Raw genomic sequence first — 24,275 nt, forward strand, 5'->3', positions numbered from 1 at the left:
CGGAGATCTCACGCCTTGCCCTCACACGCCTTGATATATGTCGTTGAGTATCATTTTCACGTAGATGCGACAATTTGAATATATGCAGTCACTCGGGATGGTTCGCTGGCCTTCAGCGCGTCAGTGGCAAGTGTGAGAAAGCGCTTGACCTGGAGCGCACTCCAACTTGTAGATGAAGCAAATCGTCCTGTTCGGAGACAGTCATGCTGATCGGTGATCTGGCGCAAAAATGCGGGCTCAGTGTTGATACGCTGCGCTACTATGAGAAGATCGGCCTCATCCCCAAACCCTTGCGGGATCGTGGCGGCCGGCGGGTCTATGATCAGACCATCCTGAGGTGGGTCGATTTTCTGGACCGGCTCAAGGCGACCGGCATGGGGATCAAGGATCGGCTTCGCTATGCGGACTTGCGCACAAGGGGAGCGGCGTCGCTGACCGAGCGGCGCCAGATGCTGGAAGAGCACCGGGACAAGGTCCGGTCTGATCTTGAACGGTTGACCGAGATGCTGGATGTTCTGGACGATAAAATCATCTTGTACCGGAAGATGGAGGCTGGAGAAGCCGTCGATCCGTCTTTCGAAAACTGCGCCCGGACCGAACACGGCGCTCAGTGATTCCTATAAGGGACATCTTCAATGAGCACTGCCGCCACGAATACCGCGTTGGAACGCGGCCGGGATCTGACCCAGCAGCTGAACCCGAACCTGGAGGCTGTCCTGGCCGAACGGTATGATGATCTGCTTCCCGGGTTCTCCGAAAGCCTGATCGAGTGGGCTTATGGTCGGCACTATGCCCGGCCCGGTCTGGATCTCAAGACCCGCCAATTGTGCACCATCGCAGCCCTGACGGCCCTGGGTGGGCAGACAGCACCGCAGCTGAAGATCAACATCGAGCACACGCTGGCGAGTGGAGCCTCCCGGACCGAGATCGTTGAGGCGATCTGGCAAATGGCCGTCTACGGCGGATTGCCGGCAGCGATCAACGGCCTGAACGCCGCGCGGGAGGTCTTTGAAGCCGAGGCGTAGTTCAGCCCTCGCTCTTGTGCCCGTCTGAATGGCCGAGCTCCATGTCTGGCCAGACTTGGTCGCGCAAGCGTTGCTTCAGGATTTTGGCTTCCGGAAAGCCGCCGTCCTGCTTGCGCTCCCAGATCGGCTTGCCGTCGCAAGTGATGGTGAAAACGCCACCTGTTCCGGGGATCAGCGTGACAGCGCCCAGTTCCTCGGAAAAGGTAGTCAGGACTTCCTGGGCCATCCAGGCGGAGCGCAGAAGCCACCCGCATTGGCGGCAATAGGTGATGATGATATGGGGACCGTTCAAAGGTTCCATCGGTGGTTCCATTCTGATGAAGGCGGCGCGGCCGCCGGAGAAGATTTTGGAATATTTTGCATATCCATATCTGCCTGTCTCTCCGGTCGTGTGCCTGTGAGTGAAGGCGCCGCAAAAGAGACGGCCTTCGCCAGCTGCGGAAAGGCCATTGAAGGGCACCTGCAACTTGCGGCGATCACCGGCGAGCTGATAGCGGCAATGCGCTTGCCCGGCCTCACCAACCGCGTCTACCGGATTGAGTGTGCGAATGGGGATTTCGTGCTCCGGCTGCCGCGCGCGGAGACGGCCATGCTGATCGACCGGCAGGCAGAGCGTGCCAATCTGCTGGCTGCGGCAGAGCAAGGCGTCGCGCTTGCCCCATTGTTCGTTGATATCCAGGCCGGCATTCTGCTCAGCCCAGCGTTGGAAGAAAAGTCTGATCTGGTGTCGCCCGCAGCGCTGGGCAGTCTGGTCGGCCGGCTTCACCGCAAGGTCGCTGGTTTTGCCGGCGCGCTAGATCTCAAGGTGTTGTTGCAGGTGCCGCGCCATTTGGACGCTGCTCTTCGTAGCCGCTTTGCGCCGCTGGAATGCGCACTGGCGAAACATCCTGTCAAAACGGATGGACAACTCGTCGCCAGTCACTGCGACCTGTCACCCGGAAACATCTTGATGACGGCGTCTGGCCCGACCTTGATCGATTTCGAGTATTCCGGCATGGCACCTCCCGCCTGGGATCTTGCCTATGCGGTGCTCGAACATGGCTATGATCAGAGCGGCGAAAGGGGCTTCCTTGAAGCCTATGCCGCTGCGGGCGGCGACGTGCCGGAACCCGAGGGGCTTCAAGGCATGAAAATGCACTGCGATGCTGTTTCTGCGCTCTGGGCGCTCGGTCAGGCTGCAAGCGGCAACGACGCGGAGGATTTTCTGGCTTTCGCAGAGCGCCGGATTGCCCGCGCGCTCAGTATTGCCGACGAGCTTTCCCGCTAGTCATCAGCTGCTGGCGCTGGCGGCGTCTCCCGCAGGCAGATGCGGTAGGTCTCGTTGAGCTGGAGACGAAGGTCCGGATCTTGCGGGTTGGACACGAGGTTCTCCCATATGCCTTGGTTCTGAAGCCTTTCAAGCGTGCAGCTGCAGGAGGCCCGGCAGACGGCTTCGTCGCCGAAGGTGATGGCACAGTTTTTCGTGCAATCGCGCAAAAAGACATTGGCGCTTCGGTCCGGTGCAAGGCCGACGGCCGAAATCGACCACACAAGGCCATAAAGAATCGGCTGGTGGACCAGGTAGATGATCAGTGACCGGCGACCAAGGATGTTGAGGATGCGACCACCCATTCCGGGGATCTTGAGCCGGGAGACACTTTCAAGACCACGCCTTTCGGTCAAAGCGCGGGTCAGTCCGACGCCGAGCATGGTCAGTCCGGCCCAGGGGGCAAGCGGGACATAGTCGACCGCGCCAAGGTCGGGTGTGCCCAGCCCAGACCACAACAACAGCTGGCCGTCGAAAACATGGCTTTTTGCCCAAAAGGGGAGGCTTGCGATCAGCGCAGCTCCAACAAGGGAAAGCCAGGCCGGCGCACGGAGGAAGGGCAGCGCAATCAAACTGCTGGTGGCAATCGCATGCAAGATGCCAAAGCGGACAAATGCATCGCCGAACGTGAAAGAGGTGGCGAGAGAGACACCCGCTGCGGCCAGGACAATGACGGCCTCGCGCTTCCAGAACGCTCGCCAACGCACCCCGTGCTGATGCGCGAGGGTCAGGCTCACGCCGGCGAGGAACAGAAAGGTTCCGGCGATGCCGGCGGCAAAGGCCCGCCACTCCGGTGCGCTGCTGACCTGCCAGTCGACGTGACCAAACCAGGACAGGTCCCAGCTCAGGTGGTAGGCGATCATCGCGAGGATGGCGACGCCGCGCAGGGCGTCTATGGCGTCAATCCGGGACGATTTCATAAGCAGCCCCGGAGGTTAACTTGCCTGATTGGCGTGACTTCAGGCGCCGAAGGCAACGAGAAGTGTGCTGCACAGGGCAGAAAGGGCAAGAAAGCCGGCAACAAATGGCCAGGGTGAGGGCCGGTCCATGGAAAAGGCATCGCGCTTGGAATGATCGTTGAACATAGGTTCGACAGCTCCTCGCTTGGTTCAATTCCCTGGATGAGGGATGTCCAAGCGTGGCCGAGACGAGGGGCGGACGGAAGATGGTAAATCAGGCGTTAACAGTGTTTTCCAGAGAAAACCGCTCCGATGTGCCGGAGCGGGGATAACTTTGAAAGACTTTGGGGCAGCCCCTTGAACATGTCTTAGAGCTCGAGGGCGTCGAGCCCTGCCTCAAGATAATCGGCGAGCATCGGCATGCCGAGAAGGTATTTCGCGGTGGAGCCGACGGCGCGTTCACGTGCTTCCTGGGTGGCCTGTTCGAAATCGGCCGCTTCAAAGTCGCCACGCCCGATCCAGGCAATCGAGACGAGTTCGGCAGCTTCATCGACATTGAGATCCTCGATCAACTCCCGAAGCTCTTCATCCGACATGTCGTCGTTTTCTTCCTCGGCCAGACCGTCGTGGTGATGGGCGTCGGTCAGTGTCTCGGAGTCGAATTCGACATCACCTTCATGTCCATCCTCAAAGCTGTCGTTGAGGGCGGTCGAGACGGCACGTGCCTTCTGGGCGAGCATGCGGATCGTGTCGGCGGACAGTGTCAGGTTGATGTCCATGTCGGGGTCCCCACTTGTTTCCCGTTATTTATCTCTGACCAAAGCGTGCGAGGCAATGGTCTTGCGCATCTATCGATGAAGGTGAGATGCAAGCCTAAATCCCGGTCTTTCCCCGAAATCCAAAGGCCAGGGCGCTCCGTGCGCCGGCTGATGCATCTGTTTTTCATTCCTTCACTCACGGACTTGTATGGCAGGCGCGAGCCTGCTTAACTTTGATCAAGAGCAAGGGATTGCAAACAGATCACCGGGGGCGGACCGGGCGCGAGAGAGCCGAAGAGGGACACAAGTCCTTCTTCGGCTCTCTTCATTTATGCGTCGTGGATCGTTTTTCGTGCAGGTTCCGAAGCCTAGTGCGGGCTGTTTGGCCCGTCAGTATTCCCGTCAGTGAGCCTGTCGGTGAGAATGTGGGGCACGTTGGTCGATAGGGCTGGTTCGGAAGGTGCGCTGCCGCGTTCGGCAAAGGATTCCGGTGCCCAGGATGCTGCGATTGTCAGGGCGACAGCAAAGGTCAGCCCGAGCGCGATGGCGCCCAGAAGAGCGCGTGCATCTGACAGGTCACGATTTTTCCTCCGAGGCGGCAGAATTTCTTCTGCTTCCGGCTGCCGGCTTTTTCTGAGCTTGCGCCAAAACATCCAGCGTTCTGAAGGCATGGGGTTTCTCACGATTTGTCTGCAATCTGGTTGGAGGACGCTGCCTTTTGAGCAACGGGCGCGGCATCAGGGGTTTCGAAGCCTTGAATGAGGCGTTCCGCCAGACAGGCCGTGGCTGCAAGCATTGCGGTGAAGGCGGCACAGAGCGTTGGAAGTGCGATGTCGACCCCGATGACAAAGCCGGTCATCGCGCCTGCCAGGGAGAGCACCGCGAAAGCTGCAGCGGCGATACCCGCCTGATCCCGGTTGGTCAGCGTCGTGGCGCGGGCCGTTGTGTTTTTGCCAAAACCGTTCTTCTGCATTTTGCCATTTCTCCAAAGGGACAGGCGCGCCAAAGAAGGAGGCGCGAAAGCCGAGGTCTTGCAACTGAGCAACATCTGGCGAGGTCAGTCGATGGAGCGAAAATGTCTGAGGACTTGGCCTTGCAAGGGACAGCTTTCAGGCTGTTCCGGTGTCATTTTGTGACCAGAATGTGGTGCCGGACGTGCACCGGAATCGATAGGTCATTCGAGCCCGTCTGCTCGGATTTGGATCAAGTTTTAAGTATTAATGATTGGTTTACCCAACCTTTCCGGATGTGGATGTCGGGACGATTGAATCGTTAAGATTCATAACTTTTTTGCTTTTCTGGCGGATTGTGTTTCGGGTGTGGGGCATGTTGCCAAATGGCGGGTATTGCGGACGATGAATGTACAACCAGCTCAATTGCGCGCTGTAAAAAATGCGGAAAATGCGGAAGGCCAGGATGGTCAGACACCGGAGGTTCAAGAAGAATCCCCGGCGCTCAACCTTGCCGGTCTGCAGTTCTTCTTCGCTGACATCAACCGCAAGACAATCGTCTGGAACGAGAGCGGATCGCAGAGCTTCGACAGCGAGATCCGAGGTCTGTGCGAAGCGCCTTCCAGTGAAGCCCTGCGCCTTCTGACACAGGAAGATCGCAAGAACATTCTGCGTCTCATTCAGGGCGCCATTCGTGACGGCAAGGCCGGGCCCTTCGATGTGGGCGGCGGAGCTGACCATCGCATACCCGGCATTCCGCTCATGGCCTATCGCTACGAGCTTCAGGATGGTCGGCTGATCGTGGTCTGTTTCCCGTCTCTTGGCGAAGACAGCGGCAATCCGGGCAATATCGCCCTCGGTCTCGCACCGATCCTTCAGCACTTTGTGGCAAACTCGAACCGTTGCGTTTGCCTTGTCGACAATTTCGGCTACGTGCGTTTTGCCAGCGAGGGCTTCCTGAGCAGCTTCGGGATCCCTGACGCCAAGCTGATCCTGGGTCGAAACATCGCCCATATCCAGAAACGCGTCGGCCGAACCCTTGTATCGCTTATTCTCGAATCCCTGACCCGGCGCGCCAGCGCGACCGGCCGCGGAAAGTTCCTGGTGGGAACGGGTGCGGCGGTGGAGCTGACCCACAACACGATGTATTTCCGGATCTCGGGAAGTTTTGGCGGTGTGCTCTTCTCGGCTGGCCAGGCCAGTGGCGATGTGGATTTTGCCAAGATCTTCAATCTCTGCAGTGCGCCCATGGTCGTGGTCAACACGAAGAACCGCATGATCCTGGCCGCCAACAAGGCAGCGATCAAAGCCTATCAGCTGACGCCCGAGATCATGGACGAGAAGCCGATTACGGAAACACTGCTCCATCCGAAAAGCTATGGCACCTTGTTGCAGGCCGCCGAGCAGGAAAGCGACGTGCCGCAGCCGACTGTCATCAACGCGTTGAACGGGCAGTCCAAGAAAAAGCGGATCAAGGCGACTCTTTTGCCCGACGACAGGGCGCCCAAGCTGGTTCTCGAAGCCAGGTCCTGACCGGCATCTGACCCTCTGCCTTCTTCAACATCTGCTTTCTGGCATTTTTTGCCGGTTCAGCTTCTGTTGCACTTGCGAAGCCCTGCCTTGAGGACTACGGTCCGCGCGCTTGGATTTTCCCCTTTGCCATGGAGGGCACAATGGGCTTTATCGCCGACGCGCTGGCGCGCGTAAAACCATCCGCAACGATCGCTGTCACCAACAAGGCCCGTGAGCTGAAAGCCGCAGGCCGTGACGTCATCGGCCTCGGCGCCGGTGAACCGGATTTTGATACCCCGGAAAACATCAAGGCGGCGGCGATTGCGGCCATCAACGAAGGCAAGACCAAATACACCGCCGTCGACGGCATTCCCGAATTGAAGGACGCGATCATCGCGAAATTCAAGCGGGAAAACGGCCTGTCCTATGAGCGCACCGAGATCTCGGTGGGCACCGGTGGCAAGCAGGTAATCTACAACGCCCTCGTCGCGACCATCAATCCGGGCGACGAGGTGATCATCCCGACGCCATACTGGGTGAGCTATCCGGACATGGTGCTGCTGGCTGGCGGCGAACCGGTGATCGTCGAAGCGGACAAGTCGACCTTCAAGATCACGGCTGAAGCCCTGGAAGCGGCGATTACCCCGCGCACCAAGTGGTTCATGTTCAACTCGCCGTCGAACCCGTCGGGCGCAGCTTACACGCGCTCCGAGCTCAAGGCGCTGACCGATGTTCTGGTCAAGCATCCGCATGTCTGGATCATGTCCGACGACATGTATGAGCATCTGGTCTACGACGATTTCGAGTTCACCACGCCGGCACAGGTCGAGCCGTCGCTCTATGAACGCACCCTGACCGTCAATGGTGTCTCCAAGGCCTATGCTATGACCGGTTGGCGCATCGGCTATGCTGGTGGTCCGGCGGAGTTGATCAAGGCGATGGCCAAGGTCCAGTCGCAGTCGACCTCCAACCCGAGTTCGATTGCACAGTGGGCCGCCGTTGAAGCGCTCAATGGCCGGCAGGACTTCATTCCGAAGAACAATGAAGTCTTCAAGGGCCGCCGGGATCTCGTGGTCTCCATGCTCAACCAGGCCAACGGCCTTTCCTGCCCGAACCCGGAAGGCGCGTTCTACGTGTTCCCGTCCTGCGCTGGAACGATCGGCAAGACGGCTCCGTCCGGCAAGGTGATCGGAAGCGATGAGGACTTCGTCACGGAGCTGCTGGAAACTGAAGGCGTTGCCGTGGTGCATGGGTCGGCGTTTGGTCTCGGACCGAACTTCCGTATTTCCTACGCAACTTCGACCGAGGCGCTTGAAGAAGCCTGCACCCGCATCCAGCGTTTCTGCGGCAATCTGAAGTAAAAACGCGGGCCCATCGGTTTCGATTTGAGGGCGGCGTGAGCCGCCCTTTTTTGTGTCTGACCACAGCGATCTTGAGACTGCTCACACCCTATCTGCGTCCGCAAGCCGCAGCTGTTGTGACGGCTGCTTCCCCCATTTCGACACGATTGGATGGAACCTTTCCGGCGTGGAGCGATTTGCTCCCTGTTCGCGGATGGCGACGACAGAATGCGTCGAACGTCAGCCCTGTGAAGGCTCCGGGCGTGGTTGATTTCCGGTTCCTTCAAAGTGCCCAGTATCAACCTTTTTGATTCAGGAGACTCTTATGTCCCGTCGTGCAACGCTTGCTTTGCTTCTCGTGTCCGGCTCCTTGCTGGCTTCCCCTGTCATGGCCCAGGACAAGGCGCCTGGCGTACAGGTCGGCAAGCTCACCTGCACCGTCGAAGGTGAAAGCAATTTCATCGTTGGCTCCAGCGCTACGCTTGGCTGTAACTACAAGCCGGTCGGCAATGGCGCGGTCGAATATTACAGCGGAACGGTCAAGGACTACGGCCTCGATATCGGCACGACCGACCAGGCCACGCTGATCTGGGGCGTTCTTGCTCCCAGTGCTGACATGGAGCCGGGCGCTCTTGCCGGTACCTATGGTGGCGTCACAGCCGGTGCCAGCCTTGGCGCTGGTCTCAAGGCCAATGCTCTTGTCGGTGGTCTGGACAAGTCGATCGCCCTCAACCCCTTCAGCGTCGAGAGCCAGACCGGAACAAATGTGACCCTTGGCGTCAGCAAGCTGACGCTGAAACCGATCAACTAATAAAAACTTCCTCCCCCACCAAAACTTGGGCCGGCCTCGCGCCGGCCTTTTTTTTATGTCCCGCGCCCGTCAGTCAGAGTTTTGTTTTGGGGCGCAATCGCCAGTGCTTGAGCCCTGACAGGCGGTGCTTTGGTCCTGAATGCGCTGCAAATCCTGTCTGCGTTCGCTTTCATCGTTCAATGTGCGATTGGAAAGGCTGCCGCGTTGGTTGTTCTGTTGGCGATCCAGCTGCTGGCGTGCGGAAGGGAGGTTCGCCCTCGGATCGGAGTTTAACCCGCGTAACGGTGTCGACTGTGCGAAAGACGCAGTCTGATGGCCGGCAACGACGAAAAAGACGATCAATGCGACGGCTTTAGCAAGATGTGTCACGACATTTAACCTCCGCGGGCTTCGCCCTGGGGATTGGGCTTTCGAACTCGAGCATTCTTTATCCTCAGGCTCAAGGGGGAAACCTGAGAGGGCATTTTATTGGTGCGATGCCGCATAAGTTTCCCTTGCGTCAAAGCTGTAAACGGCGCGACGATACTCCTCCGCTCTCCGGTCCAAAAGGACTTCTTATCGGCGGGTGTGGCGCGGACAGGCCGTGCCTTCCGGGTCGGCCTCGTGATCGCGCTGGGATAACCAACGGGAGGCGACGCATGGCTCAAGTTTCATCGGGAGGCAACGATCACACGGACAGAGCGGCTGGCGCCGGCGCTTCGGAAACGCGATGCATAGCGCTGGTGGGTCCATTCGGCAGCGGCAAGACAACCCTTCTGGAAGCCATCTTGAAGCGCACAGGTGCGATTGCGCGGCAAGGGAGCGCTGGAGAAGGCAATATGGTCGGCGATGCGGGCCCCGAAGCCCGCAGTCATGGCATGAGCGTCGAGACGAATTTTGCCGAAACGGACTTTATGGGAGACCGGTTCAGCTTCGCCGATTGTCCCGGTTCGGTCGAGTTTCTGGCGGAAATGGAGCATGTTCTGCCTGGGGTCGATCTGGCCGTGGTTGTGGCCGAGGACGATCCCCGCAAGCTGCCTGCCTTGCAGCTGATCCTGAAAAGTCTTGAAACCCGCGCCATTCCGCGGGTTTTGTTTTTGAACAAGATCGACAAGGGCAGCCGGGGCGTGCGCGAGGTTCTGGAAAGCCTGCAGCCGGCGTCCTCTGTGCCATTGGTCCTTCGGCAATTGCCAATCTGGGAAGAGGGAAAGGCGACGGGTTTCATTGATCTGGCCCTGGAGCGGGCGCATGTCTATCACGAACGTGAGGAAAGCACGCTGGTCGACATGTCCGATGGGGACCGTGCGCGCGAGCTGTCGGCCAGGTTCACGATGCTTGAGACCCTTGCCGACCACGATGATGCGCTCATGGAAGCGCTGCTGGAGGACATTGCGCCTGATCCTGAACTGGTGTTTGGCGATCTGGTGCGCGAAGTGCGCGAGGGACAGATCTGCCCGGTGTTCTTCGGCTCTGCCGAGCACGGCAATGGCATCGGCCGGCTGTTGAAGGCTCTCAGGCATGAGGCACCTCATGTTGACCGCCTTCGGCCCCGGCTCGAGGCGACCGGCGACGGCACACAGCTCAGGGTCATGAAAACGCTTCACACGCTTCATGGCGGGAAGTTGTCGATTGCGCGTGTCCTGTCGGGCTCTGTTGCTGACGGGGATGTGCTGCAGCATCGCGGCGGCGATGCGCGGGTTTCAGGTGTCTATTGCCTCTTCGGTCAACAGGCGGTCAAAAAGGCGCCGGCGGCGGCTGGAGATCTTGTTGGTCTCGGCCGCCTGGACCAGGTCCAGACTTCCGAGGCGCTGGCGGATGACAAGAGCTTCCTGCCAGAACGCACTCAAGCGAACGGGGCCGAACAGTCCTTCGAGCCTGTTCTGTCCATCGCGGTGACAGCTGCCCGGAGCCAGGACGAGGTCCGTCTGTCATCGGCGCTTGCCAAGCTGGTGGAGGAAGATCCGTCACTCCATCTGGAGCAAAGCCAGAACAGCGGCGAGACACGGCTTGGCGGGCAGGGAGAAATGCACCTGCGGGTGGCCCAGGAACGGCTGGCCGGAAAATACGGTCTGACCATCAATGTCGACGCGCCTCAGGTTCCTTATGCGGAGACGATCCGGCAGGAAACTTCAGTGCGTGGCCGCCACAAGAAGCAGTCTGGTGGGCACGGGCAATTCGGTGACGTTGCGCTCACCATCCGGCAGTTGCCAAGAGGTGAGGGCGTTGCCTTCAGCGATCAGATCACAGGCGGTGTCGTCCCCAAACAGTATATCCCCTCCGTGCGCGACGGCGTCCTTGAAGCGCTGCAATGCGGTCCTCTTGGCTTCCCGGTGGTCGATCTGGCGGTCTGTCTGACCGACGGCTCCTACCATTCGGTCGACAGTTCTGATCAGGCCTTCCGCATGGCGGCCATTATGGCCATGCGTGAGGGGCTGGAAAGTTGCAAGCCGGTGCTGCTTGAACCTGTGCGAAAGGTGACGCTCTTCTGCCCGAGCGATACGACCGCGCGCATCAATGCGATCGTTGCTTCAAGGCGGGGTCAGATCCTCGGGTATGATGCCCGGCCCGGCTGGGCTGGATGGGATGAGGTCGACGCCCTGATCCCCGAGGTCGAGATTGGCGACCTGATTGTCGAGCTGAGATCGGCAACGGCGGGTGTTGCCAGTTATCGAAGTGTTTTCGACCATATGGCCGAGCTGAGCGGCAAGGCTGCGGACCTTGCGCTGAGGCGCGCTGGCAAGAAGGCGGCGTAAGCTGCCTGAACGAGCTTCCTCCCGGGAGCCCCTTCCGTTGTCCGCATCTTGACCCGCTCGAGAGGCGGCGGCGGGAGGGGAGCCGCGAAGTCACCGCCGCGTTATTTGCACTTGAACGCCGGTTCGGGTTTTCTGGCAGGTAATGAGGAGCAAAGCCATGAATGTCATTCACAAGAAACCCTGGGCCATCGCGGAGCGCGAGGCAACGCCGGAAGCGGTTTTCTGGAACCGGCGCAAGTTCCTGGCAGGCGTCGCAGGGGGATCACTCGGGCTTGGCGCGCTTGCAGCAAATCCGGGCCGTGCCCTGGCCGAAGAGGACCCCAGTGCGGGGCTCTATCCGGTGCCGCGCAATGAGGCCTTTGTTCTGGACCGTGACCTGACCAAGGAAAGCGTCGCGTCGACCTACAACAACTTCTATGAGTTTGGCACTCACAAGGAGATTGCCAGTGCGGCGCAGGCCCTGCCGATCCGTCCTTGGACCGTGCAGATCGATGGCCTGGTGGACAATCCGCAAACCATCGACATCGATGCGCTGCTGGCCAAAATGCCGCTTGAAGAGCGTCTTTATCGTCACCGCTGCGTGGAAGCTTGGTCGATGGCTGTGCCCTGGTCCGGGTTTGCCCTGGCCGAACTCGTCAAGCTGGCTGGACCGACGTCTGACGCCAAATATCTGAGGTTCGAAACTTTTCACAATCCGGAGATCGCACCGGGGCAGAAGCAGGGCTGGTACCCTTGGCCCTATGTTGAAGGTCTGAGCCTGGCTGAAGCGACCAACGATCTGGCCTTCATGGCGACAGGTGTTTACGGCAAGCCGCTGGCGAAACAGTTCGGCGCGCCGCTGCGTCTTGCGGTGCCCTGGAAATACGGGTTCAAGTCGATCAAGTCGATTGTCCGTATCTCTTTCGTCGAGGAGCGGCCGGTCGGCCTTTGGGAGGCCATTCAGTCGAAGGAGTACGGTTTCTGGGCGAATGTGAACCCGGGCGTACCGCATCCGCGCTGGAGCCAGTCAAGTGAACGCATCCTCGGCACCAGCGAACGGCGCAACACGCTGATGTTCAATGGCTATGGCGAGCAGGTGGCAGAACTCTACAAGGACATGAAGGGCGAAGCGCTCTACATGTGATCTTTCAGCAATTCAAAAAAGAAGGGCCGGCGTCTTCTGACGACCGGCCCTTTTTTCGAGATGCGCTGGGGGGAAGCGCGTCTCTGTCGGGGAGGGGCGCGGATTGTTCATCCGCACATCTGATGTGGTGAGGTGTCTTGTGTTTCGCCAGACTTCCGGAGCACATTTTCGCAAATGTGAACGAAGTTTAATGTTTTGACGGTGAGGGCATTTCGCGCGCTGTGAAAAAGGCAAAAAAAAACGCCGGATCCAGAGGATCCGGCAGTTTGTTTGATTCACTGCCGAAGCAGAAGAATCACCTTCCAGAGGGGAACAGCTGGAAAACGACGTCACTGGGAGGAAGGTGCGACGCCCGAAAACCAACAGTGATGCTTATATGCAGTGCACAAGCTGCTGAAACAAGAGGCAGCTCTGCAGGGCAGCTATGCAAAAAGTTAATAGCTCTTGCTCGCACGCGCCAAACCGTCAGATTTCCGGCCGTTTCTTCCTTAAATCTGCGTCTGATATTAGTCTAAATGACGAGAAATAGAGGGTGTTTTTGATGCTGACGGGCGTTCTGCGTCAGGAGTATGCATACTTATTATGCGTGCATCAAAAATAGCTTGATGCGCAGCGGAACGTCTTGATGGACTAAAACGCCCAGTTTTCCGCGTTTGTGACGAGGAAGTCGCGGAAGGCCGTGATGCGGGCCGTGTTCTTGAGCTCAGACGGATAGACAAAGAAGGTGTCGAAGGACGGCACCTTGTCCTCGAGTTCGCTGAGAACCTGCACCAGGTTGGTGTCTTTCTCGATGATGTAATCGGGCAGGATGGCTATGCCGACACCGGCCTGTACGGCCCGTTTGATGGCAACCAGATTGTTGACCTTGAGCGCGGACTTGCGTGGGTCGAGCGCGGGCCGTCCCGCCGTCTGCAGCCAGTTCATGTCGCGCAGATAGGCAGGGGCCTGCTCTCCGAACGTGATGACCCGGTGCTTGTCGATCTCTTCGATCGCCGTGGGCGTGCCAAACCGCTTCAGGTAAGTGGGTGATGCAAACACGTGGAAGTGCACAGTGAACAGTTTGCGCTGAATCAGGTCAGGCTGTGTCGGTTGCCGCAACCGGATGGCCACATCAGCCTCGCGCATGCCCAAGTCCAGCTCGTCATCATCAAAGATCAGTTGCAGTTCGACATCGGGATAAAGGTCGATGAAGTCATTGATCCGTGACGTCAGCCATGTCGAGCCAAGGCCGACGGTGGTCGTAACCTTGAGCGTGCCGGATGGCTTTTCCTTGCTGTCGGTCAGACGGCCCCTGACGGCCTCGAGCTTGAGCAGAACGTCACGGGCGGTGCGGTAGAGAAGCTCGCCCTGTTCGGTCAGCAGCAGGCCACGTGCATGGCGGTGAAACAGCGGAACGCCGAGATCATGCTCAAGCGAGCTGACCTGACGGCTGACCGCAGACTGGCTCATGTTCAAGGTGTCGCCAGCGTGCGTGAAACTGCCCGCCTGAGCGGCAGCGTGAAAAATGCGCAGTTTATCCCAGTCCATATTTCACGCCTCCGCGCCGCCCGTCCGGCAATTTCCCTGGCGGTTATTCAGCCGCCTGGGATTCGGTCACGTCATGTTCGGCCAGAAAGCGTTCTGCTTCAAGCGCGGCCATGCAGCCCATGCCGGCGGCGGTGACGGCCTGGCGGTAGATGTCGTCGGTGACATCGCCGGCTGCGAAGACACCAGGGATGGATGTTCTGGTGGAATCGGGCTCTGTCACGAGATAGTCGCCGGCCTTCAGCTCCAGCTGACCGCGGAAAAGCTCAACCGATGGCGTATGACCAATTGCGATAAAGACGCCGTCGGCGGAAATTTCCTGGGTTTCGCCAGATTTTGCGTTTTTGAGCCGAACACCGGTCGCGGCTTTCGGCATGCCGCCGCCGAGGATCTCGTCGACCGCATGGTCCCAGATCACTTCGATCTTCGGGTGTTTGAACAGGCGGTCCTGAAGGATCCGCTCCGCGCGCAGGCTGTCGCGGCGATGAACCAGGGTGACCTTTGAGGCCAGGTTGGCGAGGTAGAGGGCTTCCTCGACCGCCGTATTGCCGCCGCCGACAACGACCACTTCCTTGTTGCGGTAAAAGAAGCCGTCGCAGGTCGCACAGGCCGAAACGCCGGCGCCCATGAAGTCCTCCTCAGAGGGAAGGCCAAGCCAGCGCGCCTGGGCGCCGGTGCAAATGATGACGGAATCGGCTGTGTAGACCGTGCCGCTGTCGGCTTCCATGCGGAAAGGACGGACGGAGAGATCGGCCTTGGTGATCGTGTCATAGACGATCTTGGTGCCGACGTTTTCCGCCTGCTTCTGCATCTGGTCCATCAGCCAGGGGCCCTGGATCGCATCTGCAAAGCCGGGGTAGTTCTCGACTTCGGTCGTAATCGTCAGCTGACCGCCAGGCTGGATACCAGCCACAAGGGTCGGCTCCATCATCGCGCGCGCTGCGTAGACTGCTGCTGTGTAACCGGCGGGGCCGGAGCCGATGATGAGAAGCTTGCTGTGCTCGGTTGTCATGTGCTTTGCGCCTTCAATCCTGTCGTCACGTCGCCAATGTGCCAGCTCGATCTGCAGCCATCGCCTTTCGAATGGCGTCTGCGATCATGGGCGTTGCATCCTGCGGCTCGTAGGTAGTGGTTTTCAGCGGCCCGGGAAAGGGGTGAATGACGCCCAGAGTGCTCAAAGACGCCAAAAAGCGCTCAATTTTTTTGTGTCCGCCCGTGGGGTGGAAAACATGGATCGGCTTTCCGGTGCTTGCGGCTTCTCCAATCATGTTTGTGGAATCAGCCGTGGCGACGATTCCATCCGCTTTTGCGAGAATTGCACCCAGAGGATTGTCGCCGGTGCCTTGCCAGAAAAAGTGGCCTTCAACCGCTGCGAACCTCGCAAGGCGTTCGGCCAGTGCTGCGGGGGTGCGCCGTGATGTGGTGATCATCAGGCTGGCGGAATGGTCTCTTGCGAGGGCCTCAAGACCTGCTGCCAGCCGTTCGCAATCATCTTGGGAAAACGTGTGGTGGCGACTGTCGCCGCCGACCAGAACTGCAATGCGTGGCGACCTCAGCGCGTCGAGTTCAGGGTGAGGTGTCTCGCGAAGCTGCTTGAACAGCATTGGCGAATATCTGTGCGGAGCGGTCGGAGACGTCAGGACATTTGGGCCGCGCAGGGCATCGTGGTCTGGAACCCAGATGAGATCGGCGGCCTTTGAGCCCGTGCGCGGATCCTTGAGGCAAACGGTGAAGGTCTTTCCCTCGCTCGCATTCTTGATGTGGCGCAGATAGGCGATGGCACGCCGGCCGGAGCCTATCGCCAGATCGGGAAAGGGTGGTGCGATCGGGCTGTTTTGAGCCGAGGGGCGTTCGCGAGGGTCAATTGGGCCATAGGGCATGAGCCAGGAAAAGGGGGGCTTGGGCCGCACGTGGCGCAATTGATAGGGAACTTCGAGGGCTTCAGCGACGCCGATACACTGAACCTCATCACCGACCTTGCCATCTGTCAGGATCCAGCAGCTTTGAAGACGCGCCATCAACACCTTATTGCCCGCCAGCCGAGCTTCCCTATCGAAATCTTTCTGATTCATGCGCGAATTTGTTATAGTCTTGCACGGACGCGCAAAAAATCATAATCCGACGTGAAACAAAATGTCGCCGGTTTGCGGCGAAAATAGGAGACTGCATTGAAAGCGCGTCTTGACGCCATTGATTGGCATATCTTGAAAGAACTGCAAGAAGACGGGCGCATGACCAATGTGGAGCTTGCGCGCCGGGTTGGCATCTCCGCGCCGCCCTGTTTGCGCCGGGTTCGCGCGCTCGAAGAAGCAGGCCTGATCCGCGGATATCGCACGCTTCTCGATGAAAAACAGCTTGGCTATGATGTCACGGCCTTTGCCATGGTCGGACTGCACAGTCAGACAGAAGCTGACTTGATGGCCTTTGAAGAGACGGTGAAGAGCTGGACCATCGTTCGGGAAAGCTACATGCTCTCCGGCGAAGTGGATTTCCTGTTGAAATGCGTGTCGCCTGATCTGCAAACCTTCCAGAACTTTGTCATTCGCGAGCTGACCGCCGCCCAGAATGTGGACAGCGTGCGCACTGCGCTGACAATCCGCCGCACGAAGGACGAGCCGATCGTTCCGATCGAAGAGAGCTGAAGCCTGACGTCGGGCTGACGAAAAATCACACCATCGAAAGGCGCTGGCGCAAGCGGCTGAGCTTTTGCCGCAAGCGGCGGATCAGCCGAATATCGCGCAAGGCCGTCATCACCAGGGTGAAGCTGACCGACAGCAGGAGCGCGGTCAGGAGCATCATGATCGGCATGATCTGATCATAGAGCATCATGTCGATATAGGGATCGACGCTGTTGAAGCCCGAGTAGAAGCGCTGGTGAAAGGCGTCGCGAAAGGTCAGGGGGCGCACCTGACCATGTTTGAAGTAGGCGAGAACGTAGAGCAGCGCGAAAACACAGCCTGCCAGCACCACGAGAAATCCGAAGATCCGCGTCGCAAACGCGATGGCGTTTTCCTGCCGGGCGATCAGTCTGCGCAGGATTGAACGCTCGCGCTCTTGCAGCCTGGAAGCCGCAAGGATGCGATAGCCCCACAGAGGAACTGCGAGCGCGATCAGGATGAAACTTATTGTTATGAAGATGTCCATCCCGTTCCCCGGCAGAGATGCGTTACATCGGGCAGTCTAGCCCGAAGTCTCGCAAGGTCAAACCGGAGAAGGGAAGGGTGGTCGGTGTCAGATAAACTTGACGTCGACGATCTCGTAGGAGCGGGCTCCGCCAGGTGCGGCAACTTCAACGCTGTCGCCAACTGTCTTGCCGATGAGGGCACGTGCAATCGGAGAGGAGATCGAGATCTTGCTCTGCTTCACGTCGGACTCAACGTCGCCGACGATCATGTATTGCTTTTCTTCCTCGGTGTCTTCGTCGATCAGTGACACGGTCGCACCAAATTTGACGACGTCGCCCGAGAGCTTGGTCACATCGATGACCTCAGCACGCGAGAGCTTGTCTTCCAACTCGGCGATCCGACCCTCATTGTGGCTCTGCGCTTCCTTGGCGGCATGGTATTCGGCATTTTCCGAAAGGTCGCCATGGGCGCGTGCCTCAGCGATCGCATCAACGATACGCGGGCGCTCGACCGACGTGCGTTCTTTCAGTTCGACCTGAAGCATCGCGTAGCCGGCGGAGGTCATCGGAACTTTTTCCATTGGTCTCAGACCTTCAGCTTATTGGGTCCCCCCTCGTGAGGACCGTCTGTCATAAAAACAACCCGACCGGGAAAGGAGCCCTTTCCCGGTCGGAACAGAATGATACTAACCTCAGGCGAAGTAGGATTGCAAAGGTCTCACTTCAAGACTGCCGGACTTGTAGGCAACGATGCCCTTGGCCGCAGCCACGGAACCAGCAAGAGTCGTGTAGTAGGGCACCTTGTTCAACAGGGCAGCACGGCGCATGGAGCGGCTATCTGCCAGGGCTTGAGCCCCTTCCGTCGTGTTGAAAACCAGCTGGACCTCGCCGTTCTTGATGGCATCAACGATGTGGGGGCGACCTTCGAGGACCTTGTTGATCTTCGAACATGCAATCCCTTGTTCCTCAAGGAACTTTTGCGTTCCTGAGGTCGCGATGATTTTGAAGCCAGAGCCTTCGAGAGACCGGACGGCTTCCACAACGGCGCTCTTGTCCTGGTCACGCATGGAAACGAAAACGGTTCCTTCCTCCGGCACGCCGGTGCCACAGGCAATTTGCGATTTGGCGAAAGCAGTGGAAAAAGCACCATTCAGGCCCATGACCTCACCGGTCGAGCGCATTTCAGGGCCGAGGATCGTGTCGACACCGGGGAAGCGCGCAAACGGGAAGACCGCCTCTTTCACAGCAACATGCTGGAGTTTTTTCTCGCTCAGGCCGAAGGAGGCGAGGTTTTCGCCCGCCATGATGCGGCTTGCGATCTTGGCGACCGGGTCACCGATTGTCTTGGCAACAAACGGAACGGTCCGCGATGCGCGCGGGTTGACCTCAAGCACGTAGATCTCGCCATCCTTGATGGCGTACTGGACATTCATCAATCCGCCGACCTCGAGCGCGAGCGCCATGGCTTTGGTCTGACGCTTGAGTTCCGCGATCAGCTCATCGGACAGGGAGAAAGGTGGCAGCGAACAGGCGCTGTCGCCGGAGTGAATGCCGGCTTCCTCGATGTGCTCCATGATGCCGCAGACGAAGACGTCCTTGCCGTCGCAAAGGGCGTCGACATCCACCTCGATGGCGCCTTCCAGATAGCGGTCAAAGAGAAGCGGGTTGGTGCCCAGAACCGTGTTGATCTGGCCCGTCTTGTCATTCGGGTACTTGGCGCGCACTTCTGCAGGAACCAGCTCTGGCAGCGTGCCGAGCAGATAAGAGTTGAGCGCTTCCTCGTCGCGAATGATCTGCATTGCGCGGCCACCCAGAACGTAGGACGGACGAACGACCAGGGGCAGGCCGAGCTGACCTGCGATCAGACGCCCCTGCTCAACGGAATAGGCGATGCCGTTTTCCGGCTGCTTGAGATCAAGCTTGATCAGCAGCTTCTGGAAACGGTCGCGATCTTCCGCGAGATCGATCATGTCCGGAGAGGTGCCGAGGATCGGGACTCCGGCTTGCACCAGAGTTTGCGCAAGCTTCAGTGGTGTCTGGCCGCCGAACTGGACGATGACGCCATGGAGCGTGCCGTTCTCCTGTTCCTTGCGGATGATCTCCAGAACGTCTTCCGCGGTGAGCGGCTCAAAATAGAGACGGTCGGAGGTGTCATAGTCGGTCGAAACGGTCTCTGGATTGCAGTTCACCATGATCGTTTCATAGCCGGCGTCGTTCAACGCAAAGGCGGCGTGACAGCAGCAGTAGTCGAACTCAATGCCCTGACCGATCCGGTTGGGGCCGCCACCAAGAATGATGACCTTCTTGGCGTCGCTCGGATTGGCCTCACACGCGGGCGTTCCCATGAAGGGGGCTTCATAGGTGGAGTACATATAGGCCGTCGGCGACGCGAACTCGGCCGCGCAGGTGTCGATGCGCTTGTAAACCGGGTGGACGTTCAGGCTCGCGCGGAGCTTGGCGATGTCCTTCTGATCGCTGTCCGACAGTGTTGCCAGGCGCGTGTCCGAGAAGCCCATGGACTTCAGCTTGCGCAACATCTCGGTGGTCTGCGGCAGACCGTGTTCGCGGATCTTGGCTTCCATCTCGACGATCTGATGCATCTGCTCGAGGAACCAGGGATTGATCGCGCAGGCGCTGTAGATGTCCGCCAGACTCATGCCAAGACGCATGGCCTGTGCGACATGGAGCAGGCGTTCAGGCGTCGGGGTCGAGATCGCCGCGCGGATGGCGTTCGTGTCGTCGCCCTGGCCCAGCCCTGGAATTTCGGTCTCATCGAGACCGTTGAGGCCGGTTTCCAGACCGCGCAGGGCCTTCTGCAGGCTTTCCTGGAAGTTCCGGCCGATGGCCATGACTTCGCCGACCGATTTCATGGCAGTCGTCAGGGTCGGTTCGGAGCCTGGGAATTTTTCGAAGGCAAAACGCGGGATCTTGGTGACAACGTAGTCGATGGACGGTTCGAACGAAGCCGGGGTCGCGCCGCCGGTGATGTCGTTCTCAAGCTCATCCAGCGTGTATCCGATCGCGAGTTTTGCGGCGATCTTTGCGATCGGAAAGCCGGTGGCCTTGGAAGCGAGTGCCGAGGAGCGTGACACGCGCGGGTTCATTTCGATCACGACAAGCCGGCCATCGTCCGGATTGACGGCGAACTGAACATTGGACCCGCCGGTTTCAACACCGATCTCGCGCAGCACTGCAATCGAGGCGTCGCGCATGATCTGGTATTCCTTGTCGGTCAGCGTCAGCGCTGGTGCGACAGTGATGGAATCCCCGGTGTGGACACCCATCGGATCCACGTTCTCGATCGAGCAAATGATGATGCAGTTGTCCGCCTTGTCGCGGACGACCTCCATCTCATATTCCTTCCAGCCGAGCAGGCTCTCATCGATCAGGATCTGGCCATTGGGCGAGGCATCGAGGCCAGAACGCGCGATGGTTTCAAATTCTTCGCGGTTGTAGGCGACGCCGCCACCGGTGCCGCCCATGGTGAAGGCCGGGCGAATGATCGCCGGCAGACCAATGTCATCGATTGCCTTCATGGCCTCCATGAAGCCTGTCGCGCGATCGTATCCAGTGATCTTTCCTTGCTCGTTGCGAATGGCGGGAGAGGAGGCAATCGCGGCGCGCGGGTTTTCCAAACCGATGGCGTCCATCGCTGCGCGGAACTTTTCGCGATCTTCAGCCTTCTCAATCACCTCAGCGCGTGCGCCGATCATCTCAACGCCGTATTTCTCCAGAACGCCCATTTCTTCCAGATCGAGCGCGCAGTTCAGCGCAGTCTGGCCGCCCATGGTCGGCAGGAGCGCGTCGGGGCGTTCCTTCTCGATGATCTTGGCGACGATTTCCGGCGTGATCGGCTCGATGTAGGTTGCATCGGCCAGATCCGGATCGGTCATGATCGTCGCCGGGTTCGAGTTCACGAGAACGATGCGGAAGCCTTCTTCTCGAAGCGCCTTGCACGCCTGTGTCCCCGAGTAGTCGAACTCACAGGCCTGACCGATAACAATCGGTCCGGCGCCAATGATGAGAATGGAGGAGATGTCAGTACGTTTTGGCATCGGGGCTCGCAGCGGCCGCTTCCGCACAGGGGGCACCTGTCGGGTGGCTCGTTCCATGATGAATGTCAATGTCGGCTGAGCGCGTCTTATAGGCAAAAGCCGATCATGAGGAAACCCCGCGTATCAGCTTATTTGCCTGTTTTAGCCCGCGTTCGGGCATCTAGGTGAAAATAATGTTCGAAACCTCGTTCAGGAGGTTTCTTTTCCAGGCATCTGGGAGAGGACTTCTTCTCCGTTGAAGTCATCAATGCCGGATGAAAGCGCATAGCAGGCAAGACGAATCGATTTTGGAATCTCGACCGCACGTCCGTCCCGATTGCCCTTTTCATAATACTGGATCATGCGCTTCTTCAGCCCGAGTTGCTCGGCTGCGTCTTTTTGCTTCAGTCCAAGAGACCGACGCCAGTCCCTGAATTGGTCGGGGCTCATTACGGGGCCTTTTGTTTTGGAATTTCGGTCTGTCATCTTCAGAGCGCGTTCATTTTCACTATTTAGGCATCTAACTTCAGTTCGCCCAAGTTTGCCAGTTTTGGCGCCAGCTTTTCATGCTGGCCTTTGTCGCCGTCCCTTGGGCCGAGACCGCGCAAGAACAATCTTGAACCGCCTTGATTGTCAATCTTTACGTGCACCTAGTGCCACAATTGCCGATGCCTGTTGAATATATGAATAGTTAAAATTTACAATAAAGCTTATTACTCAAGTGTTTGAGTGATAACCATAGGTTCAAATGACTGGCAGGTTTTGTGTGTTGCGCCTCACGTCGTCGCCACAATTGGGGTATAACGCGGCCCGCTTGCCCGGCAATGCCGCTTGCGAGGAGTTCTGAGCCGACACCTTTGGAGAGCGGTTTTGACCTGAAAATTACGTCATCAGGCTGAGCCAAGAAATGCAGTGCAGCGCCCGCACAGGATATGGAATTGAGCGGAAGTCTAGAGAACATTCGGATACATGGGAGCGTCGTTGGGGGATTGGAAAAATACCTGGCGTCGCTGGGCTATGACCTCCAGGCGCTTGCGCTTGAGTATGGACTGACGCTCGGTCCGCCAGAAGAATGGTCAACGCGCTATATCTCCCTCGTCGAATACTCACAGTTCCTGGAACGCGTTTCCAGTCTGCTCAATGATCCATATTTGTCTCTGAACTGGACCAGTGTGGATCCGGCCGGTGGCATGAAGCAGATGGCGTTGGCCGCGCGATTTGCGCCGTCGCCACTTGAAGCTCTGAAGATCATGTCGAGGTTTGCCAGCATCGCAATCGACTTGAGCGTTTGCGACGTGGTGATTGAAAAAGACACTGTTTACTATTGCTGGGACTATTCCCCGCTTGTGGTCAAACCTGAGCAGCTCACTGACCGGTTTGCGAGCATTGTCGCGCAAAGGTTCCTGACAGGCTTTGCCGGTGCATCGTCATCGCCTCTGGAAGCCAGCATGCGGAGGGAGCAGCCGAAGAATTCATCGCTCTATCGCCAGATGTTGGGTGGGCCGGTGAAATTCGGTTCGGACATCAACAAGATCATCTTTTCGCGTGAGCAGCTCACACAATCCAACCCCGGATATGATGGAGAGATGTTTGAGGCGCTGATCGAACTCTGTGAGCGCAGGCTTGCAGACACGCGCAAGCAGGGCGATCTGGCCGCTCTGGTTCAGGATGTGGTCGTTCATAGAATTGCTTCGGCCGATCTCAGTCTCGAGCTGGTCGCACGTGACCTCGGCATGAGCGGCAGGGTGCTTCAGCGCCGGCTTGCGGAGAACGGAACCACCTTTCAGGAAATTCACGATCGGATGCGTCGGGATCTGGCGAGCGAGCTGCTGCGCAACACCGGCGCGCCGATATCGGAGATTGCCTATCGTGTTGGTTTTTCCGCGACCGGCAATTTCACGCGGGCGGCGAAACGATGGTTTGGCCTGCCGCCCAAACAATGGCGACAGCAAGAAGCCGTGGTGCCAGAGTTCCTGCGTTCAACGATGAAGAAATCCTAGTTCTATTCTCATTACTTGTGATTAATATCAGTATACATTTTTAAACCGTATAACTACGAGTAATGATTAAATTCGGAATAGAAAATTCAAGAATTAAATTTCTCGAATTCATCGGTTTCATTTCGAATATTCACGACCGGAAATTCCGTAGAATCGATGTTTAGATTATCGATAATTAATACAAAGTGTTGTTCCGGTAAGTTGCTTTGTATTAAAAAAGGTTGTGATAAGCGAATATCTAACTCTATGATTTGATCTGGGGAAGAGAATATTATGATCTCACGTGGAGTTTTTTGACTTTTCGAACGAAAAGCACAAAAAATGGCGCGGATTGAGAACCACAACGTGCGTTCTTGATGGCATACTAAAAGATGTGTGAAGACGGGTTTCGGCCAGATTCACTTTCTAGACCGCTCAAGGTCGAAGGGGTGGAGCTGGTTTTGTGTTGCAAGCTTAGTGGGTACCTGCGCGGCGAAGGTGGGTCGCAGCGTCAGGATGTTTGTGGCATGCCGGCGAACACAAAACAAAACTAAAAATCGGGCAAGAAATAATGAATAGTGTAGCAACGAACATGGTCGTCGTGCCTGACATAGCGGGACCTGTTCAGGACGAAAATTCAGAAAGCCAGGTTCTGGCTATTTCTGAAATGTCAGATCTTTTCGAGGTGACGCTTCGTACGCTTCGCTTCTATGAAGAAAAAGGATTGCTCAACCCGGTTCGAAAAGGGGCTCGCCGCTTTTATGGCGCGCGCGACATCGGCCGGATGCGGGTGATCCTTCAAGCCAAGAAAATCGGGTTGACGCTCGCGGAAATCCGCCGTGTCATCAAGCTGGTTGAAAGCAGTGCTCCGCGTTTGGAACAGTTCGCCGAACTGCAATCCATCTGTCAGGGTCAGCAGCAAATTCTGCGCGAACAGAAGGCGATGCTGGATGAACAGGTGGCCGAGGTCGAAGGTGTCCTCGATGCTCTGGACACGCTGGTTGTCACTGGCTGATCAAACACTGGCGGACAGCTAGGCATTCGGGAACTTTCAGGCTGTCTGGCATCTTGTCATTCAAAGATGCCGGAAGACTGCCGCTTGCCAGGTTTTCGATGCCGTCAGCACTATGAAAAAGCCCGGCCTCTGTGAGGCCGGGC

Annotated in this window: 24 protein-coding genes; 11 read left to right on the plus strand and 13 right to left on the minus strand. The window is 58.1% G+C overall.

Annotation, left to right across the window (positions count from 1 at the left end):
- Nucleotides 1-203 precede the first annotated feature (203 nt).
- Nucleotides 204-614 (plus strand): MerR family transcriptional regulator, encoded by a 411-nt coding sequence (locus tag IG617_RS07550; protein WP_192108632.1) that lies wholly within the window; start codon nt 204-206, stop codon nt 612-614.
- Nucleotides 615-635: 21 nt separating this feature from the next.
- Nucleotides 636-1,025: a carboxymuconolactone decarboxylase family protein gene (locus IG617_RS07555; protein WP_192108633.1), complete on the plus strand. Its 390-nt coding sequence runs from the start codon at nt 636-638 to the stop codon at nt 1,023-1,025.
- Nucleotide 1,026: 1 nt separating this feature from the next.
- On the opposite strand, the gene IG617_RS07560 is transcribed toward IG617_RS07555, so the two are convergent.
- A complete protein-coding gene (locus IG617_RS07560; RefSeq protein WP_192108634.1) occupies nt 1,027-1,326 on the minus strand; it encodes an Rdx family protein in 300 nt (99 codons plus the stop codon).
- Nucleotides 1,327-1,422: 96 nt separating this feature from the next.
- Between IG617_RS07560 and IG617_RS07565 the strand changes: the two genes are divergently transcribed.
- On the plus strand, nt 1,423-2,292 hold the full coding sequence (locus tag IG617_RS07565) for a phosphotransferase (RefSeq protein WP_192108635.1): 870 nt from the start codon (nt 1,423-1,425) through the stop codon (nt 2,290-2,292).
- Here the strand turns inward: IG617_RS07565 and IG617_RS07570 are convergent.
- The 5 genes from IG617_RS07570 to IG617_RS07585 all read right to left on the minus strand — a co-directional run bounded on the left by IG617_RS07570 (nt 2,289) and on the right by IG617_RS07585 (nt 4,961).
- Nucleotides 2,289-3,251, minus strand: coding sequence for an acetyltransferase domain-containing protein (locus IG617_RS07570; protein ID WP_192108636.1), 963 nt, complete (start codon nt 3,249-3,251; stop codon nt 2,289-2,291). The two genes, IG617_RS07565 and IG617_RS07570, sit on opposite strands and share 4 nt — an antisense overlap.
- Before the next feature lie 39 nt (nt 3,252-3,290).
- The gene (locus IG617_RS21790; protein ID WP_274611770.1) at nt 3,291-3,416 is read right to left on the minus strand and encodes a hypothetical protein; all 126 of its coding nucleotides are present in this window, start codon (nt 3,414-3,416) and stop codon (nt 3,291-3,293) included.
- A 182-nt stretch (nt 3,417-3,598) separates the two neighbouring features.
- Nucleotides 3,599-4,009 (minus strand): DUF3775 domain-containing protein, encoded by a 411-nt coding sequence (locus tag IG617_RS07575; RefSeq protein ID WP_192108637.1) that lies wholly within the window; start codon nt 4,007-4,009, stop codon nt 3,599-3,601.
- A gap of 347 nt (nt 4,010-4,356) precedes the next feature.
- Complete coding sequence (locus IG617_RS07580; RefSeq protein WP_192108638.1) at nt 4,357-4,659, minus strand: hypothetical protein; 303 nt, start codon at nt 4,657-4,659, stop codon at nt 4,357-4,359.
- Between the two features lie 8 nt (nt 4,660-4,667).
- On the minus strand, nt 4,668-4,961 hold the full coding sequence (locus IG617_RS07585) for a hypothetical protein (protein WP_192108639.1): 294 nt from the start codon (nt 4,959-4,961) through the stop codon (nt 4,668-4,670).
- Between the two features lie 382 nt (nt 4,962-5,343).
- Here IG617_RS07585 and IG617_RS07590 point away from each other — a divergent pair, with 382 nt between their 5' ends.
- The 5 genes from IG617_RS07590 (at nt 5,344) to msrP (ending at nt 12,456) form a co-directional block, all read left to right on the plus strand.
- Complete coding sequence (locus IG617_RS07590) at nt 5,344-6,471, plus strand: PAS domain-containing protein (RefSeq protein WP_192108640.1); 1,128 nt, start codon at nt 5,344-5,346, stop codon at nt 6,469-6,471.
- A gap of 140 nt (nt 6,472-6,611) precedes the next feature.
- Entirely contained in the window at nt 6,612-7,811 is a 1,200-nt protein-coding gene (locus IG617_RS07595; protein WP_192108641.1) for a pyridoxal phosphate-dependent aminotransferase, read from the plus strand.
- A gap of 304 nt (nt 7,812-8,115) precedes the next feature.
- Nucleotides 8,116-8,601 (plus strand): DUF992 domain-containing protein, encoded by a 486-nt coding sequence (locus tag IG617_RS07600; protein ID WP_192108642.1) that lies wholly within the window; start codon nt 8,116-8,118, stop codon nt 8,599-8,601.
- A 638-nt stretch (nt 8,602-9,239) separates the two neighbouring features.
- Nucleotides 9,240-11,333, plus strand: a complete 2,094-nt coding sequence (locus IG617_RS07605) for an elongation factor G (RefSeq protein WP_192108643.1) — start codon at nt 9,240-9,242, stop codon at nt 11,331-11,333.
- Between the two features lie 157 nt (nt 11,334-11,490).
- Nucleotides 11,491-12,456, plus strand: a complete 966-nt coding sequence (gene msrP / locus IG617_RS07610) for a protein-methionine-sulfoxide reductase catalytic subunit MsrP (RefSeq protein WP_192108644.1) — start codon at nt 11,491-11,493, stop codon at nt 12,454-12,456.
- A gap of 630 nt (nt 12,457-13,086) precedes the next feature.
- Here the strand turns inward: msrP and IG617_RS07615 are convergent.
- From IG617_RS07615 to IG617_RS07625, 3 genes are read right to left on the minus strand one after another with little or no spacing between them, the layout of a single operon-like run.
- The gene (locus tag IG617_RS07615) at nt 13,087-13,983 is read right to left on the minus strand and encodes a LysR family transcriptional regulator (RefSeq protein WP_192108645.1); all 897 of its coding nucleotides are present in this window, start codon (nt 13,981-13,983) and stop codon (nt 13,087-13,089) included.
- A gap of 43 nt (nt 13,984-14,026) precedes the next feature.
- The gene (gene trxB / locus IG617_RS07620; RefSeq protein WP_192108646.1) at nt 14,027-14,992 is read right to left on the minus strand and encodes a thioredoxin-disulfide reductase; all 966 of its coding nucleotides are present in this window, start codon (nt 14,990-14,992) and stop codon (nt 14,027-14,029) included.
- 25 nt (nt 14,993-15,017) lie between these two features.
- Nucleotides 15,018-15,998: a mitochondrial fission ELM1 family protein gene (locus IG617_RS07625; RefSeq protein ID WP_192108647.1), complete on the minus strand. Its 981-nt coding sequence runs from the start codon at nt 15,996-15,998 to the stop codon at nt 15,018-15,020.
- 150 nt (nt 15,999-16,148) lie between these two features.
- On the opposite strand from IG617_RS07625, the gene IG617_RS07630 reads away from it, so the two are divergent.
- Entirely contained in the window at nt 16,149-16,622 is a 474-nt protein-coding gene (locus IG617_RS07630; protein ID WP_192108648.1) for an Lrp/AsnC family transcriptional regulator, read from the plus strand.
- 25 nt (nt 16,623-16,647) lie between these two features.
- Here IG617_RS07630 and IG617_RS07635 read toward each other — a convergent pair whose 3' ends face one another.
- From IG617_RS07635 to IG617_RS07650, 4 genes are all read right to left on the minus strand, one after another.
- Nucleotides 16,648-17,124, minus strand: coding sequence for a hypothetical protein (locus IG617_RS07635; RefSeq protein ID WP_192108649.1), 477 nt, complete (start codon nt 17,122-17,124; stop codon nt 16,648-16,650).
- Between the two features lie 87 nt (nt 17,125-17,211).
- Nucleotides 17,212-17,685, minus strand: coding sequence for a transcription elongation factor GreA (gene greA / locus IG617_RS07640; protein WP_192108650.1), 474 nt, complete (start codon nt 17,683-17,685; stop codon nt 17,212-17,214).
- 111 nt (nt 17,686-17,796) lie between these two features.
- The gene (gene carB, locus IG617_RS07645; protein WP_192108651.1) at nt 17,797-21,159 is read right to left on the minus strand and encodes a carbamoyl-phosphate synthase large subunit; all 3,363 of its coding nucleotides are present in this window, start codon (nt 21,157-21,159) and stop codon (nt 17,797-17,799) included.
- Between the two features lie 189 nt (nt 21,160-21,348).
- Nucleotides 21,349-21,588, minus strand: a complete 240-nt coding sequence (locus IG617_RS07650) for a helix-turn-helix domain-containing protein (protein ID WP_192108652.1) — start codon at nt 21,586-21,588, stop codon at nt 21,349-21,351.
- Between the two features lie 488 nt (nt 21,589-22,076).
- On the opposite strand from IG617_RS07650, the gene IG617_RS07655 reads away from it, so the two are divergent.
- Nucleotides 22,077-23,138 carry a helix-turn-helix transcriptional regulator gene (locus IG617_RS07655; RefSeq protein WP_192108653.1) on the plus strand — a complete coding sequence of 354 codons (1,062 nt, stop codon included), beginning with the start codon at nt 22,077-22,079 and terminating at the stop codon, nt 23,136-23,138.
- A 499-nt stretch (nt 23,139-23,637) separates the two neighbouring features.
- A complete protein-coding gene (locus IG617_RS07660; RefSeq protein WP_209008346.1) occupies nt 23,638-24,132 on the plus strand; it encodes a MerR family transcriptional regulator in 495 nt (164 codons plus the stop codon).
- The last annotated feature ends 143 nt before the right edge of the window (nt 24,133-24,275 follow it).

The organism is Roseibium polysiphoniae, from assembly GCF_014842925.1.
Classification (GTDB): Bacteria; Pseudomonadota; Alphaproteobacteria; order Rhizobiales; family Stappiaceae; genus Roseibium; species Roseibium polysiphoniae.